Raw genomic sequence first — 14,732 nt, forward strand, 5'->3', positions numbered from 1 at the left:
ATTAAGTACTCCTCTGGGGGGGGATTGGACCGGAGCCTGCTGTTTGGGGCGTGTTTTTCTGGCTCGCGGCCCGGTAAAGGGCGAACCGCTTCTCTACCGATGCTTGGCGTTGCGGTTCACTAATTTCGGTGTCGTGGCAGCTGGCGACGACCTGCCAGTGATGGCAAGCAACCAGTCTGTTGTTATCGGCTTGAACAAGTGCAGGCTTTTTGTTGGCGCACAGGTCTGTTGCGTGCGGGCACCGGGTATGGAACCGGCACCCGCCTGGCGGATTGAGGGGAGATGGAACGTCGCCTTTCAGCTCGGTGCCCATCGAACGAGCATGAGGGGACGGGATTGGAATCGCCTGCATCAGGGCCTGCGTATAGGGATGCAAAGGGCGGTCGTAGAGGTCGTTTGTTTCTGCCTGCTCGACAATTTCCCCGAGATACATGACGGCAACCCGGTCGCTCATGTGCCGGATAACTGCAAGGTCATGGGCAATCAGCACCAGCGTCAGGTCGAGCTCATCTTTCAGGTCTTCCAGAAGATTGATGACCTGCGCCTGAACGGATACATCCAGGGCCGAAACCGGCTCATCGCCAATGATGATTTTGGGTCCGCTCGCAAGCGCGCGTGCAATGCCTATGCGTTGACGCTGGCCACCTGAAAACTCGTGAGGATAACGGTTCGCAAACTCTGCCCTAAGACCCACCTTGCGCAGAAGATCAGCAACTTTCTGACTGCGCTCTGCCCTGGAGAGTTTGGTGTGAACTTTCAGCGGCTCTTCAATGATTGAGCCCACGGTCATCCGCGGGTTCAGCGACGAGAACGGATCCTGAAAGACGAATTGCAGATCCTTGCGCAATCGGCGCATGTCGCCTTGCGACAATTTACTGATGTCATTGCCGTCATAAAACACTTGCCCGCTGGTCGGCTGGATCAGCCGGACAAGCAGTCGGGCCAAGGTGGATTTTCCGCAGCCACTCTCACCGACGATTGAAAGGGTCTCGCCGCGTTTTACGATCAGATCAACGCCGTCGACCGCGCGGACCACCTGTTTTTCAGCAAACAGCTTGTCACCGCTGACGAAGTGCCGGGCGATGGCCTTAGTTTCAAGGATGCGCTCGTTGGTTGCGATCGTCATGCGCCGACCTCCGCGAAATGGGTTTCCAAAGGCGCATGAACGCAGGCAACGGAATGACCGCTTTCAAGCTCAGTCAGGGGAGGAGGCGACAGGCGACAAGCTTCTGCCGAAAAGGGGCAACGTGGAGCGAAACGGCATCCGGCTGGCATCCTGTCGATGGTCGGCACCATGCCGGAGATCGTGGTCAGGCGACCAGAGCGCTGGCCGATTGAAGGAACCGAGCTCATCAATCCAAGAGTATAAGGATGTTGAGGATTGTCGAAAATGTCCTCAACCGGGCCTTGTTCGACAATCTGACCTGCGTACATCACCGCGACTTTATCGGCGATACCTGCGACAACGCCAAGGTCATGGGTGATCATGATCAAGGCCGTTCCAGTCTCGTCCTGCAGGGTTCTTATTAGATCGATGATCTGCGCCTGAATGGTTACATCGAGTGCGGTTGTCGGCTCGTCGGCGATGAGCAGCTGGGGATCATTGGCCAGGGCCATGGCGATCATCACACGCTGGCGCATACCTCCGGAGAGTTGGTGTGGGTAGTCTCTAAATCGCTGGGCTGCTGCCGGGATCTTGACCTTCTCCAGCATTTTCAGGGCACGCTGGCGTGCTTCACTCTTGCTGACTTTCCTGTGCCGCAATACGACTTCTGCGATCTGTTCACCGATGCGATAGGACGGGTTCAGAGAGGTCATAGGCTCCTGAAAGATCATCGCCATTTCGTTGCCGCGGATGTTGCCAAGCGCTCGGGAGGGCAAAGCCAGAAGGTCACTGCCATTGAAAAGCGCAGTTCCGGAGACAATCTCGCCCGGAGGCATGGGCAGCAACCCCATCAAAGACAAGGCCGTCACAGACTTCCCGCACCCGCTTTCACCGACAATGCAGAGTGTTTCACCAGCGTTGACGGAGAACGAAACTCCATCGACCACATTGGCCTTGGTGCCTTTGAAACGGAGCGCAAGATCATCGACTTTCAGCAAAGGCTGCCCTGTGTCCTGACCTGCTGAAGTCTGTTCAATCTGCATTGCTTGGTTCCGCCGAGGTTTGAAACAGAAGGCGCTCCTGTAGTGTCAAGAGATGTTGGCGCATGATTTGTTCGGCGGTAATCGGATCCCGGCGTTCAATGGCTTTGATGATGTCGAGGTGCTGGGTTTTGTAGAGTGATATGGCCTTGCTCGTTCGCAGCGCTTCTCGAACATGACGCCAGGCGTGATCCTGACGGACACGATCAACGATGTCGAAGAGCGTTAGAAATAGAGTGTTGCCTGCAGCCGTCGCAATGGCCCGGTGCAGGGCTCCATCCCATAGTTCTCGACTGTCCATGTCTTCGGCATTTGCAACTTTTTCTGCAATGTCTCGCATGTTAGCGACATCTGCCGGTGTGGCTCTCAGGGCTGCCATCTGCGCAAGCACGGGTTCGATCCGAAGCCGGACTTCCATGACTTCAAGCATGTTGCTTGTCTCCGGCAGTCTCCGGATTTGTTGTTCTGGATGAATTGGTTGCGGGCCTATGAATGTCCCGGCTCCCTGGCGTCTCCAGATACGGCCTTCGGTTTCCAAAGCTTCCAGCGCCCGGCGAATGGCCCGGCGGCCGACACCGATTTGTTCGGCCAGTTCACGCTCCGTCGGCAGTTGGTCCAGGCCGTCCATCTGGAGCTGATTGACGATGATCCGCAACCGTTCCAAGGCCAGACTGGAATTTCGTTGAGACGGTTTTTCGTTATCAGCCATGAATTACCTAAGTGAACCAATTTCGATTGGTCTCATTATTGGATCGAAGTTACCGAAGGCGCAAGCCATCGTTTTAGGCAGATGTTGATCTCGACGAAAATGTTGGCTGGTCAGAGATGTAAGGCTCTCTAGAGTGCTGAATTTATGAGGGTTTTCGTTTAATTTTAGACATAAATATTTATTTTTAGTGTTGAAATAAGGGTGTCCTGGGGGAGGGGTGGACGCTAAGGAAAATAGAAATGCCAGAAATCTAAGCGTTCTAAGCGACCAATTTAGGCGCGTTTGGCGCTTTGTTTCACCTTGATTATGTGTAAAGTATAAGGGAACCAATGAGTGGCAATTGAGCGTTGAACGTGTTCGAACAGTTCTGTCCAGCTTCGAAAGCGCCGGCTAGATGCTTCAGACGTTTTGGTTTTTCACATGAGTGTTTGGTGGGGCGGTGTTGCGAATGGTCTTGCTTCATTCCCTGTCATGATGGTCTGGTGTCCAAATAATGGGCAGGTAAATAAATTATGCAAAATAGCATTGACAAGCTGTCATAGATCGTCAAGATTTACTATTAAATAGCGGCAATCGTTTAGCCGCATGGCAATTTCGCCCCGATCTTTCACAGTCCTTCTGGCTGTGGGTCGGGGTTTTTTTATGCCGTTCCGATGGTTGAGGCACTTGCCCTCGGCGAAGCCGGCTTGGCTCAGGAGTGGCACGGCAATGAAGAGGAGAGCTACATCATGGCGCCACAGGACATACCCGTCGGCGTGCTCTTTTCAGAGACTGGGTCTTACTCGGTTATTGGCCGGGAAGGTGGGCTTGGCGCTAGTACTGCAATTGACGAGGTCAATGCTTCTGGCGAGTTTGATTTCACACTTCGCGGTGTTGCGGCCGATCCGGGAGGTGATGCAGAACGGTATGCCATGCTTGCGGATCAGATGATGCGCAATCAGGGCTGTGCTCATATTGTCGGGTGTCAGACGTCCTGGAGCCGGAAGGAAGTCTTGCCTGTGCTTGAGCGTCAGCAAGGGCTTCTTTGGTACACGGTTCCCTATGAGGGGTTTGAAAGCCACGATCGTGTTATTTACACTGGGGCTTGCCCGAACCAGAATGTGGTGCCTCTGTTCCGCTATGCAGTGCCTGCCTTTGGAAATCGCGCCTTTCTGACCGGTTCGAACTATATCTGGGGCTGGGAGATCAACAGGATTGCGCGTGAGTTGCTGACAGGGGTTGGCGGCAGCGTTCTTGGCGAGCGCTATGTCTCTATTGGTGACAATGACATCGCCCATCTCATTGCTGAAATACGCCAGAAACGGCCAGATTTTGTTCTCAACAACCTGATTGGGACAAGCAGCTATGCTTTTCTAAAAGCTTATCGGCAACTCGGAGATGAGGATCCGTATTTCCGTCCGCCCTCCTGTCCGGTGCTGAGCTGCAATTTGACCGAGGCGGAATTATCTGTGCTTGGGCGAGATGCAGAAGGATTGATCTCCACCTCGACCTATTTTCAGACGCTGCCAACTTCGGAAAACCAGTCCTTCATGACCCGGATGCGGGATCTTCGCGGTCCGGATGTTCAGGTCTCGGCAATGTTTGTGGGGCCGTATCTGGCAGTCTGGCTTCTGGCGCGAGCAATTGCATCAACCGGATCGGCAGATCCCGATGCCATTATAGCGCGTTTGCCCAAAACTTCGCTGATGACGCCGCTGGGAGCCCTGCAAGTTGATGGTCGAACGCAGCATACACATCTGACACCCTATATAGGTGTTGTGGAAGGAGCTTTGGCGGCAGCGTCCCACCCGGAGTTTCGTTTGCTTGGCAGTTTGGAAGCGCCTCTCGCTCCCGATCCTTATCTTGTTGATTATGATCCACAGAGCGCAGGGGCATTGGGGCATTCCTCAAGCGTTGAGCCGGCCCCGGATCGGTTCCCAGGGTTGAGGCTGGTGGGCTCATGACTTCATCTCTGCGCTCTCAAGGTTTCACGACCCCCAGCTTCAGGGGGTGGACCGCCGCAATTTTGCATCGCCCTCATTCGGATCGGGATGGTGTCTGTCGTCAGATGGACCGCCTTGGCATTGCCGTCGATTGTGTTTGGCCTGAACTTGGAATGGAGCATTCAAAAGCAAACGTCCTGGTTTTTGACGCAGACATGGGGCATGAGGCGCAGTTCCCCTGGGCCTTTGATGTGCAACCAATGCCGATGATTGCCCTAATGGGCACGGAAGCGCCAGGCCGGGTCGAATGGGCCATTCGGCGCGGTGCCGGGGCGCATCTGAACAAGCCGATCACGTCAAGCGGTGTCTACGGCGCCCTCGTTGTCGCCCAACACTCCTTTGATGCCCGGCGAGCCTTTGAAAACCGTATCAGCGTGCTTGAACAACGGCTATCGCGTCGCCCGCAAGTGGTGACTGCAATCATGTCGCTTATGCAGCTGCATAACTGTGATCCGCAAACGGCCTACCGGATCTTACGGGATCTAGCAATGGCCGCGCGTCTCTCGATAGAAGAAGCCGCCGATTTGATGAACTCTCAAACCGGAGGTGCAGATGGCTGTCGACGTGAAGCCTGAAGTTATCCGAACGGCTGTGCAAACGGGGGGAACTTCGGCCCCTGAAAGTCGTCAGCCCGGCGTGTTGAGACGCCTGATGAAGCGAAAGCTTGCGGTTCTCGCACTCGTTTCAATCGTCTGCATCGTTGGAGCTGCTGTACTGGCGCCTTTGGTTGCCCCCTTTGATCCATCAGAACAGTTTTTCGAGGGCCTGACCCTGGAGGGAGCACCACTGCCTCCGGGAGAACATTTCTGGCTTGGAACGGATCTATTGGGAAGAGATCTCCTATCCCGTTTGATCTATGGGGCTCGAACATCATTGATCATTGGTCTGGTCGCAAACGGAATTGCAGTCGCAGTCGGAGCACTGGTCGGCATTCTTGCCGGATTTTTCCGAGGTTGGGTGGAAACGGTTCTCATGCGGTTCACCGACTTGATGATGGCGTTTCCAGCGCTTTTGCTTGCAATCACGCTGGCAGCCTTGTTCCGGCCAAGCCTCTGGATCGTTGCAATGGTGATTGCGATGGTCAACTGGGTGCAAATGGCGCGTGTGGTCTATACGGAGACACGCTCATTGTCAGAGCGGGAATTCATTTTGGCAGAACGGGCGATCGGGGCTGGAACTTTCCGGATCCTGTTCAAGCATATTCTGCCACATCTTGTTTCATCCATTCTGGTGTTTGGCACCCTCGGTATTTCGACCACCGTGCTGCTTGAGGCCACGTTGAGTTATCTGGGAATTGGCGTTCAACCTCCGACGCCATCCTGGGGAAACATCATCTTTGAAAACCAGACGTATTTCACCTCCGCGCCCTGGCTCGTGTTCATTCCGGGGTTTGCCATCATTGCACTCGCGCTGTCGTTCAATCTTCTCGGCGATGCACTTCGTGAAGAGCTGGACCCAACCCAGAAGGGGAGGCACTAAATGCTGTCTTATGTCCTCCGGCGCTTGATGCAATCGCTGCTGATCTTGGTTGGTGTCTCGCTCTTCACCTTCGTGCTTCTGTATCTGGTTCCCGCTGATCCAGCACGGCAGATTGCTGGACGGAGTGCTACGGCTCAAACCGTCGAAAACATTCGGGAGCAGCTGGGGCTGAACTTGCCATTTTATCAGCAATACGCTCGGTATTTACTGGCGCTTGTGCAGGGGGATCTTGGACGGTCTTACTTGCAGAAAACAGAAGTATCCGAGTTGATCGCTTCGCGATTGCCAGCGACGCTCTTGCTGATGGCCGGGTCGATTTTCTGCGAACTTCTGCTTGGCATTACGATGGGACTTGTTGCGGCAGTGCGTCGAAACACGACCACTGACACGACGCTCATGGTGCTGTCGTTTACCGGAGTTTCCTCGCCTCAATTCGTTGTTGGCATTTTGTTGCTCTACATTTTTGCGGTGCAGCTCGGATGGTTTCCGATCGGCGGGTACGGCACTTTCATGCATTTGGTGCTGCCGTCCATCACCATGGGTATCCTGGGAGCGGGCTGGTATACGCGCATGATGCGCTCGGCGATGATCGATGTTCTGCGTCAGGATTTCATTCGCACTGCCAGAGCCAAGGGGCTCGGTCGCGTTCAAGTTTTGTTCGGCCATGCCGTCCCCAACGCCCTTCTTCCCATTGTGGCAATGATCGGCATCGATATTGGTCTCTTCATGAGCGGGATTGTCGTGGTTGAAAGCGTATTTGGCTGGCCTGGCATCGGCCAGTTGGCCTGGCAGGCAATCCAGCGCGTCGACATCCCGATCATCATGGGCGTCACGCTTGTTTCGGCCTGCGCCATCGTTCTTGGAAATTTCCTGGCAGATCTGATCGCTCCTTTGATCGATCCGCGGATCAAGCTGCGCTGACAAGCGCAAAATATTGACTTTGCTCGACAGGCCGCCGTTAGAGCTGCCACCGCGCGATGTAACCAGACAACCGGAGAATGGAACATGAAAAGTAGATTTCTGACGGGAGTGGCTGCCGCCGCTCTTCTAACCGCAGCCTTTGCGCTCCCGGCCGCGGCTGATGACATCAAACAAGGTGGTTCGATGATTGTCACCTATAAGGATGACGTCTCCACTCTCGACCCCGCCATCGGCTACGATTGGCAGAACTGGTCCATGATCAAGAGCCTGTTCGATGGTCTTATGGACTATGAGCCGGGCACGACCAACTTGATGAAGGATCTTGCCGAGGATTACACCATCTCCGATGATGGCCAGACCTTCACCTTCACCCTTCGAAAGGGCGTCACATTCCACAACGGTCGTGAGCTGACTGCCGAAGATGTGAAATATTCGCTGGAGCGCGTGTCCAATCCGAAGACACAGAGCCCTGGCGCCGGCTTTTTCGGCTCTATCAAGGGATTTGACGCAGTCGCGAGCGGAGACACTGAAACGCTGGAAGGTGTTACGGTTGTCGATCCATACACGGTCAAGATTGAACTGTCCCGCCCCGATGCGACCTTCTTGCATGTCATGGCGATCAACTTCTCTTCTATCGTCCCGAAGGAGGAAGTTGAGAAGTGGGGAGACGACTTTGGCAAACACCCGGTTGGTTCCGGTGCCTTTTCGCTGGAGGAGTGGACCCTCGGCCAGCGCTTGGTGTTCAAGCGCAACGAAAGCTATTGGAGAGACGGTCTTCCCAAGCTCGACGAGATCACTTTCGAAGTTGGCCAGGAGCCTGTTGTTGCTCTCCTTCGCCTTCAGCGCGGAGAAGTGGATATTCCAGGCGACGGAATTCCTCCAGCAAAGTTTCTCGAGGTTACCAAAGATCCGCAATACAAGGATCTGATCATCGAAGGTGGCCAGCTGCAGACCGGCTATGTAACGATGAACGTCAAGAGGCCTCCTTTTGACAAGCTCGAGGTCCGCAAGGCCGTCAATATGGCCATCAACAAAGACCGGATCGTTCGGATCATCAACGGTCGGGCTGTTCCGGCCAACCAGCCGTTGCCGCCGTCCATGCCTGGCTACGACAAGGACTACCAAGGCTACCCGTTTGATCCGGAAGCAGCCAAGGCACTTCTGACCGAGGCAGGTCTCGGCGACGGATTCGAAACGGAACTTTACGTTTACAACACGGACCCGAACCCGCGGATTGCACAGTCTATTCAGGCTGACCTTGCCAATATTGGCATAAAGGCTGAACTGAAAACACTGGCCCAAGCCAACGTGATTGCAGCAGGTGGTGAGCCTGATCAGGCACCAATGATCTGGTCTGGCGGCATGGCCTGGATTGCCGATTTCCCGGATCCGTCAAACTTCTACGGCCCGATCCTGGGCTGTTCCGGTGCGGTCAAGGGCGGCTGGAACTGGTCTTGGTACTGCAACGAGGAACTGGACAAGCTGGCGACCGAAGCCGACAGCATGACCGACCCGGCCATGAAGGCAGAACGCGAGGAGCTTTGGCGAAAGATCTTCATCTCCGTGATGGACGATGCTGCCTGGGCACCGATTTTCAACGAACAGCGCTTTACCATGCGCTCGGAACGTCTGGGTGGCCCGGACGCCATCTTCGTCGATCCGGTTCATATCCCTGTAAACTATGACTACGTATGGGCGAAAGATGTGCAGTAACTGCAAAGCCGCGAGCTATACCATCCACGCAGCGCAGCACCATTTTGGCTGGGACAATTCAATTGTCCCTGTCGAGAAGGTGACGCCCGGAACGGTGATGGAGTTCGAATGCAACGACAGCTCGTCGGGGCAATTGACCTCGGCGAGCACTGTTGATGACGTTGCGACCTTGGATTTTGGCAAGATCAATCCGGTCAATGGTCCCATCTATGTGGATGGGGCCGAGCCTGGCGACACGCTGGCGGTGAAAATCCACCAGTTCAAGCCGTCAGGGTTTGGCTGGACTGCCAACATTCCGGGGTTCGGCCTTCTGGCAGATCAGTTCAAGGATCCGGCTCTTCATCTCTGGTCCTACGACAAGGACAAGCTTGGAACATCGGCGTTTTCCCCGCACGGGAAAGTTCCGTTGAAGCCTTTCGCCGGCACGATAGGCTTGGCCCCAGCGGAGGCAGGCCTGCATTCCATTGTCCCGCCGCGCCGCGTTGGTGGTAATCTCGACATTCGGGACCTTGCTGCCGGAACGACGCTTTATCTGCCGGTTGAAGTCGCAGGGGCGCTGTTCTCAATTGGCGACACCCACGCCGCACAAGGTGATGGTGAGGTCTGTGGGACGGCGATTGAAAGTCCGATGAGCGTGGTGGTCGAGCTGGACGTTCTGAAAGGTGAAAACCTAAAGATGCCGCGGTTCGAAACACCTGGTCCCGTGACCCGTCACCTTGACGAGAAGGGCTATGAAGTCACGACAGGCATAGGGGAAAATCTGTTTGAGGGCGCACAAGCTGCCGTCTCGAACATGATTGACCTTCTGTGTGCCCGCCATGGCTACAGCGCTGTGGATGCCTATATGCTCTGCTCTGTCTGCGGTGACCTCAGGATTTCCGAGATCGTCGACATGCCGAACTGGGTGGTGTCCTTCTACTTCCCCAAGATCGTTCTTGAATAACTTCAATATCTCGGCGGGGGCTCTCCGCCGGGATTTGCTGTTTCTCCTGAGATTGTGACCAAACCAATGCCTGAGCTTGACGCAACCGCTGCCTTGAAGGAGATCGCCATGGATGAGGTTGTCCTTTCAGTCCGGAATCTCAGCACGCAAGTGGCCACACCTGACGGCAGCCGTACTGTTGTGAAGGACCTGTCTTTCGACTTGCATAAAGGTGAAACCCTTTGCATAGCCGGAGAATCCGGATCGGGAAAATCCATGACGGCGCTGTCGATCATGGGGTTGCTGCCCGAGCCTATGGCCAGGATCGGAAGCGGGGAAATTCTTCTGGGCGGCAAGGATCTCTGCCAAGTTGATGAAATCGCCATGAGAAAGGTCCGTGGCAGAGACATTGCCATGATCTTTCAGGAGCCGATGACATCGCTCAACCCTGTTCTGACCATCGGCCGGCAGTTGCGTGAGGCGATCATCGCCCACCAGGATCTCTCAAGAAGCCAGGCGGAAAAGCGGGCATTGGAGACAATGGAGGCTGTGCGCCTGTCCGAACCCGTGCGCCGCTTGAAACAATATCCGCATGAATTGTCCGGCGGCATGCGCCAGCGGGTGATGATCGCAATGGCGCTGGCCTGCAATCCCAAGGTTCTGATTGCCGATGAGCCGACCACGGCGCTGGACGTGACCATACAGGCGCAGATCCTGCAACTGATCCGTGATCTTCAGCGCGACTTCGGCACAGCCGTGATTCTGATTACCCATGATATGGGGGTTGTTGCAGAAATGGCGGACCGGGTCATCGTCATGAACCATGGCAATATCGTTGAGGATGGTCCTGTAGGAGAGATCTTCGAGACGCCGAAAGACGCCTACACTCGGGAGCTCCTCGACGCGGTGCCGAAACTTGGCGATATGGCCGGTAAGGCCGAAGCGACAAAGGGGCAAGTATCAGAAATCGGTCCGGTTGTTGAGGTCAATGACCTGACAGTCCGGTTTGATCTGCGGGGTGGGGTTTTCAACAATGTCGTCTCCCGTGTTCATGCCGTGGAAGGCGTGTCATTTGACCTTAATGCAGGAGAGACACTCGGTTTGGTTGGGGAAAGTGGTTGCGGCAAGTCGACCATCGGCAAGGCCCTGATGAACCTTGTGCCATGGGAGGGGACGGTTAGAGTCGGGGGCAATCATGTTGGGCTGGGCGGGCCGGTGGCTGACCGCAGGGCGCGCCGTGATCTGCAAATGATCTTCCAGGATCCCTATGCGTCACTGGATCCACGGATGACTGTCGGGGATCTGGTTGGGGAACCACTGATTATTCATGGAATTGCAAAGGGGCAGAAGCTTCACGACCGGGTCGCCGCGCTGTTTGACCGGGTTGGTCTCACATCGGCGCAGATGAACCGGCACCCACATGAGTTTTCAGGCGGCCAACGCCAGCGCATCTGTATCGCCCGCGCCCTGGCTCTATCGCCCAAGGCCATCATTGCGGACGAAAGCGTCTCGGCGCTCGATGCTTCCGTTCAGGCCCAGGTGTTGGATCTTCTGAAGGAATTGCAGGACGACCTTGGTCTGTCGTTTCTGTTCATTTCCCATGATATGGCCGTGGTGGAGCAGGTCTCTCATAGAGTGGGCGTTATGTACCTCGGCCAGATTGTCGAGATCGGTACCCGCAGTCAGATTTTCGAGAACCCGTGTCATCCCTATACAAAGCGGCTTCTGGAAGCCGTGCCTGTTCCGGATCCATCCCGGCGGCGTGATGTTTTCAAGATACCCGTCGGCGATATTCCCTCGCCGATCCATCGTGTTGGAAATATAGTCGAGCGAGTCCGCTACATAGATGTGGGCGGCCGTCACCTTGTAGCAGAAACACTCGAGGCAGATCTTTCATAGGCTCAGGACCTATTAAGTAAATTGTGTGTTGCAGTTAATGTCCGATATTTTGCGAAATTGCTTATATTTCTTCGTGATATGCACGCACTTCCATCTTCTTAAGTCTTGTCGGAAACACACCTCAGTACACTTGAATATAGCAAGTTATGTGTTCGTTACACTGAAGCCATAAGCCGACAATGGACAGTCTGCCTTCATCCTGTCCTAAAGCTGGGGTCATTGCCAACCAAAAACACAAAAACCCGCCCGATCGTCTCCGATGGGCGGGTTCATTGTTTCAGGGCCGTTTGAGCCGCTTATTGGCCTAAAAAGGCAATCCTATGCATGCATGGACACGGGACAACTGGTGAGAGAACCAAAGTTTTGAACAAGGGGGTCTGTAACTTTCTGGAATCATTAGTGGAAGTATGTCCGCGATACCGGAGAACCAAAGTTCTGTTCCAAACGGAATCAAAGTTTTGAACCTATCGCGGCAAAACCTCGTTTCAGAACAACCGTCGAGCCGATTCCCGCCGAGAGTTTTGGGTCGGGTAGGGTGGCCGAACAGGTTTTCTAAGCCATCAGCGAGCTCGGGTAACAGGCGTCGGCTCGAGCGCTGCTTCGTTGATGAATGTCTGAAGTGGGGCCGAGGGCGGACTGGCGGCTTTGGGCACGGCTACGTCAAGAGCAGACCTAGAAATTGTCGGCAGACCGATGCCTACGTTGACCGCATTACTGGACGAGGTCCATTTCCTCGTGCTCGAAGGCTGACACCATCTCCTTGATCTCCCACTCCGGTGCGCCCAAAGCACGTGCGACTTCCTTCCAAGTCTTCGTGGCCTCGGCCACCTCCGCAATGATCTCATCGGCCTCTTTGGCCTCGAGAAGGTAATTCTCGTGCTGAGAACGGTGCAGTTCGATGCTGGCATCCGGATTGTCGTCGTTCACGTAGCTCTTGAGCACGCGCGGCTGGTTCGTGACCGGGTTGATGTCATAAGCTGGTGAGAGGTACCAGCCTCCCTTCCCGCGAAGAAAACCGTGATTGCGCATGTGGTCATCGAGATTCGTCACGAGGATGGAAAAGACGACCCGCCTGAAGAGTTCCTCGCGATCCTTGTCCGGGGTTACGCTTTCCGAGGTGATTACGTCCGCCAGGTCCAGGTAGCTGTAGCTTTCACCATCCCGCCCGTTAAGCATGGCCATCGCCGAGATGAACGGGATCCTGCCCTCTTCGTTCCGATCAAACCGGTGGGACAACAAGACGGGTTTGTCGCCGGCCATCTCCAGAGTGTGATCCGCAACCGTAATTCCGGCTCGCCGGGCCAACTGCAGCGTGATAGCTTCCCAGCGCTCAACGCAGTGGTTGTCCGTATCCTTCGGGAATTTCGCTACAGAAAGGCGACCGTGCTGATCAAGGATGCTGGCCTTCGGCCGTGCCCCGCCCAGAGAGCTTCCCGGAGCAAACAGTATTCTGAGGTCTTCGGCTGTCTCTTCCCTACGAAGAACACGCTGGGATGCCTGGAGCAGATCTCCCAGACTGAGCAACGCGGGCACGCCTATCCCGTCGCGCGCTTGGAACTGGTCATCAACCTTATACCTCAGGGCACCCAACCGGGTCTCGTCGTTCACGCCCAACAGGTAGTCGGTTTCTTGCAGCGTCCTCGGGCGTCGTTCCTCCGCCTCGGCTATACGCCCTTCGTAGCGCCGCATGACGGTTCGGCCCCATGTGTCCGGGGAGGAATCCCCGAGCGCTGCGAGCATGTCCTGCCCTGCCTCTGGCACGAACTGCCCCGGTCCTAGGGGCATGTCCGGCGAAAGGCCAAAAGCGTTTTCATCAGCGAGCCAATCTTCATGATAAGTGAAGGATACTCGCTCCCGACCTCGTCCCCCAGCCCGGTGAAGCGTGCCGACACGGCGCAAACCCTTCCAGTCGATCCAGATCTCAACCATTCTTCATCCTTGCCCGCTGGGGAAGCCCATCCAGAGACATCTGATCTCCGACCGGGTCGTCGAGATGCCCCCATCCTTTCAGGAGGCCGAGCGCCTGCAGCACAGCCACATAAGTGCCTATCTTGACCGCCGGATCCCCATCCTCGATCTTGGCCACAGTCTGCCGTGTTGTTCCGGCACGCTGCGCGATGATCTCGGCCGTTAGCTTCCGGCGCAGACGTGCAACACGAATGTTTTCCCCGAAGGTCATAAGCTCTTTGCGCGCAGCCCGGGGGATCTTGATCGCAGTGGACATAATGCCATCTCCAAAGAACATAAAGTTCGATAATGTTATCTATAGATAACATTACTGTCAATATGCGGCCTATGGTGGCATGGAATCTGCCTGACAGTACTCAACCTGTTTTTTGTTATCTCAAGTTAACATTGCAATCGATAATGTATTCATGAGCGAACATAAGGGTTCACGTTTCTGTAATCTGGGCGTCGCGCTGGGAGCTATGCCCGCTCCAGCGCCACCATAGCTCCCAGTAGAGGTACTTCGATGTCCGCAAAATCTCGTTGTGCGCCCGGCCTCCAGTAGCTTCCGCCGTGCATCGAAATTGGTATGAATGACAGCTTAAATCTGAGCGATTATCCACTTAAAGCTGCGTAATCAGCCATGAAAAATCAGAGCCTGATTGACAGTTATTTCAAATGCAGCCCTGGCTTATGCGCAGCCTGAGCTGTCGACCGAAGGGCGAGATTTCAACCTATATTTCCTAGGTGCCGCTTCCAATTCTGGACGCTAGCTCGACCGATTACGTCTGGCGCTTCAGCGACCTTTTAGCAGGTTGCGGCGAACGACAAGTTTCGGGTGACGTAAACAGTACCGTGAACGACCAACTTGGAAATGCGTTGCTGCGCGGCAGCATTACTAACTTTAGAATGGTGTACGGCCCCACTTTGCGCGGGGCCGCTTACCATCAAATCTCCGTATGCTCTGCCAATTCCAGAGCGTCTTCGATGTCCACACCAAGGTATCGGACAGTAT

The 14,732-nt window shown here is 55.2% G+C and carries 12 protein-coding genes; 7 read left to right on the top strand and 5 right to left on the bottom strand.

Annotation, left to right across the window (positions count from 1 at the left end):
- Nucleotide 1: 1 nt before the first annotated feature.
- From V6575_RS14975 to V6575_RS14985, 3 genes are read right to left on the bottom strand one after another with little or no spacing between them, the layout of a single operon-like run.
- Nucleotides 2–1,126 carry an ABC transporter ATP-binding protein gene (locus tag V6575_RS14975; RefSeq protein WP_340275437.1) on the bottom strand — a complete coding sequence of 375 codons (1,125 nt, stop codon included), beginning with the start codon at nucleotides 1,124–1,126 and terminating at the stop codon, nucleotides 2–4.
- Entirely contained in the window at nucleotides 1,123–2,148 is a 1,026-nt protein-coding gene (locus V6575_RS14980; RefSeq protein WP_340275438.1) for an ABC transporter ATP-binding protein, read from the bottom strand. The genes V6575_RS14975 and V6575_RS14980 overlap by 4 nt, the downstream gene beginning before the upstream one ends.
- Nucleotides 2,138–2,854 carry a FadR/GntR family transcriptional regulator gene (locus tag V6575_RS14985; RefSeq protein WP_340275440.1) on the bottom strand — a complete coding sequence of 239 codons (717 nt, stop codon included), beginning with the start codon at nucleotides 2,852–2,854 and terminating at the stop codon, nucleotides 2,138–2,140. The genes V6575_RS14980 and V6575_RS14985 overlap by 11 nt, the downstream gene beginning before the upstream one ends.
- A 653-nt stretch (nucleotides 2,855–3,507) precedes the next feature.
- Here V6575_RS14985 and V6575_RS14990 point away from each other — a divergent pair.
- From V6575_RS14990 to V6575_RS15020, 7 genes are all read left to right on the top strand, one after another.
- Nucleotides 3,508–4,797 carry a transporter substrate-binding domain-containing protein gene (locus V6575_RS14990; protein ID WP_340275441.1) on the top strand — a complete coding sequence of 430 codons (1,290 nt, stop codon included), beginning with the start codon at nucleotides 3,508–3,510 and terminating at the stop codon, nucleotides 4,795–4,797.
- A complete protein-coding gene (locus V6575_RS14995; protein ID WP_340275443.1) occupies nucleotides 4,794–5,411 on the top strand; it encodes an ANTAR domain-containing response regulator in 618 nt (205 codons plus the stop codon). The genes V6575_RS14990 and V6575_RS14995 overlap by 4 nt, the downstream gene beginning before the upstream one ends.
- On the top strand, nucleotides 5,389–6,315 hold the full coding sequence (locus V6575_RS15000) for an ABC transporter permease (protein ID WP_340275445.1): 927 nt from the start codon (nucleotides 5,389–5,391) through the stop codon (nucleotides 6,313–6,315). Before V6575_RS14995 ends, V6575_RS15000 begins: the two co-directional genes overlap by 23 nt.
- Nucleotides 6,316–7,236 (top strand): ABC transporter permease, encoded by a 921-nt coding sequence (locus V6575_RS15005; protein WP_340275446.1) that lies wholly within the window; start codon nucleotides 6,316–6,318, stop codon nucleotides 7,234–7,236. It abuts the gene before it with no gap.
- Nucleotides 7,237–7,320: 84 nt separating this feature from the next.
- Entirely contained in the window at nucleotides 7,321–8,949 is a 1,629-nt protein-coding gene (locus V6575_RS15010) for an ABC transporter substrate-binding protein (RefSeq protein WP_340275448.1), read from the top strand.
- On the top strand, nucleotides 8,939–9,892 hold the full coding sequence (locus V6575_RS15015) for an acetamidase/formamidase family protein (RefSeq protein WP_340275450.1): 954 nt from the start codon (nucleotides 8,939–8,941) through the stop codon (nucleotides 9,890–9,892). Before V6575_RS15010 ends, V6575_RS15015 begins: the two co-directional genes overlap by 11 nt.
- Nucleotides 9,893–9,958: 66 nt before the next feature.
- Complete coding sequence (locus V6575_RS15020; RefSeq protein WP_340275453.1) at nucleotides 9,959–11,770, top strand: ABC transporter ATP-binding protein; 1,812 nt, start codon at nucleotides 9,959–9,961, stop codon at nucleotides 11,768–11,770.
- A gap of 711 nt (nucleotides 11,771–12,481) precedes the next feature.
- On the opposite strand, the gene V6575_RS15025 is transcribed toward V6575_RS15020, so the two are convergent.
- Both V6575_RS15025 and V6575_RS15030 read right to left on the bottom strand, forming a co-directional pair.
- Nucleotides 12,482–13,699 (bottom strand): type II toxin-antitoxin system HipA family toxin, encoded by a 1,218-nt coding sequence (locus V6575_RS15025; protein ID WP_340275455.1) that lies wholly within the window; start codon nucleotides 13,697–13,699, stop codon nucleotides 12,482–12,484.
- Nucleotides 13,692–13,994 carry a helix-turn-helix transcriptional regulator gene (locus V6575_RS15030; protein ID WP_340275457.1) on the bottom strand — a complete coding sequence of 101 codons (303 nt, stop codon included), beginning with the start codon at nucleotides 13,992–13,994 and terminating at the stop codon, nucleotides 13,692–13,694. Before V6575_RS15030 ends, V6575_RS15025 begins: the two co-directional genes overlap by 8 nt.
- Nucleotides 13,995–14,732 lie beyond the last annotated feature (738 nt).

This window comes from Roseibium algae, from assembly GCF_037783265.1.
Lineage (GTDB): Bacteria > Pseudomonadota > Alphaproteobacteria > Rhizobiales > Stappiaceae > Roseibium > Roseibium algae.

Bases quoted from the DNA above. Each gene is read 5' to 3' on its own strand.
- V6575_RS14975 (WP_340275437.1), bottom strand. From the start codon at position 1,126: ATGACGATCGCAACCAACGAGCGCATCCTTGAAACTAAGGCCATCGCC.
- V6575_RS14980 (WP_340275438.1), bottom strand. From the start codon at position 2,148: ATGCAGATTGAACAGACTTCAGCAGGTCAGGACACAGGGCAGCCTTTG.
- V6575_RS14985 (WP_340275440.1), bottom strand. From the start codon at position 2,854: ATGGCTGATAACGAAAAACCGTCTCAACGAAATTCCAGTCTGGCCTTG.
- V6575_RS14990 (WP_340275441.1), top strand. From the start codon at position 3,508: ATGGTTGAGGCACTTGCCCTCGGCGAAGCCGGCTTGGCTCAGGAGTGG.
- V6575_RS14995 (WP_340275443.1), top strand. From the start codon at position 4,794: ATGACTTCATCTCTGCGCTCTCAAGGTTTCACGACCCCCAGCTTCAGG.
- V6575_RS15000 (WP_340275445.1), top strand. From the start codon at position 5,389: ATGGCTGTCGACGTGAAGCCTGAAGTTATCCGAACGGCTGTGCAAACG.
- V6575_RS15005 (WP_340275446.1), top strand. From the start codon at position 6,316: ATGCTGTCTTATGTCCTCCGGCGCTTGATGCAATCGCTGCTGATCTTG.
- V6575_RS15010 (WP_340275448.1), top strand. From the start codon at position 7,321: ATGAAAAGTAGATTTCTGACGGGAGTGGCTGCCGCCGCTCTTCTAACC.
- V6575_RS15015 (WP_340275450.1), top strand. From the start codon at position 8,939: ATGTGCAGTAACTGCAAAGCCGCGAGCTATACCATCCACGCAGCGCAG.
- V6575_RS15020 (WP_340275453.1), top strand. From the start codon at position 9,959: ATGCCTGAGCTTGACGCAACCGCTGCCTTGAAGGAGATCGCCATGGAT.
- V6575_RS15025 (WP_340275455.1), bottom strand. From the start codon at position 13,699: ATGGTTGAGATCTGGATCGACTGGAAGGGTTTGCGCCGTGTCGGCACG.
- V6575_RS15030 (WP_340275457.1), bottom strand. From the start codon at position 13,994: ATGTCCACTGCGATCAAGATCCCCCGGGCTGCGCGCAAAGAGCTTATG.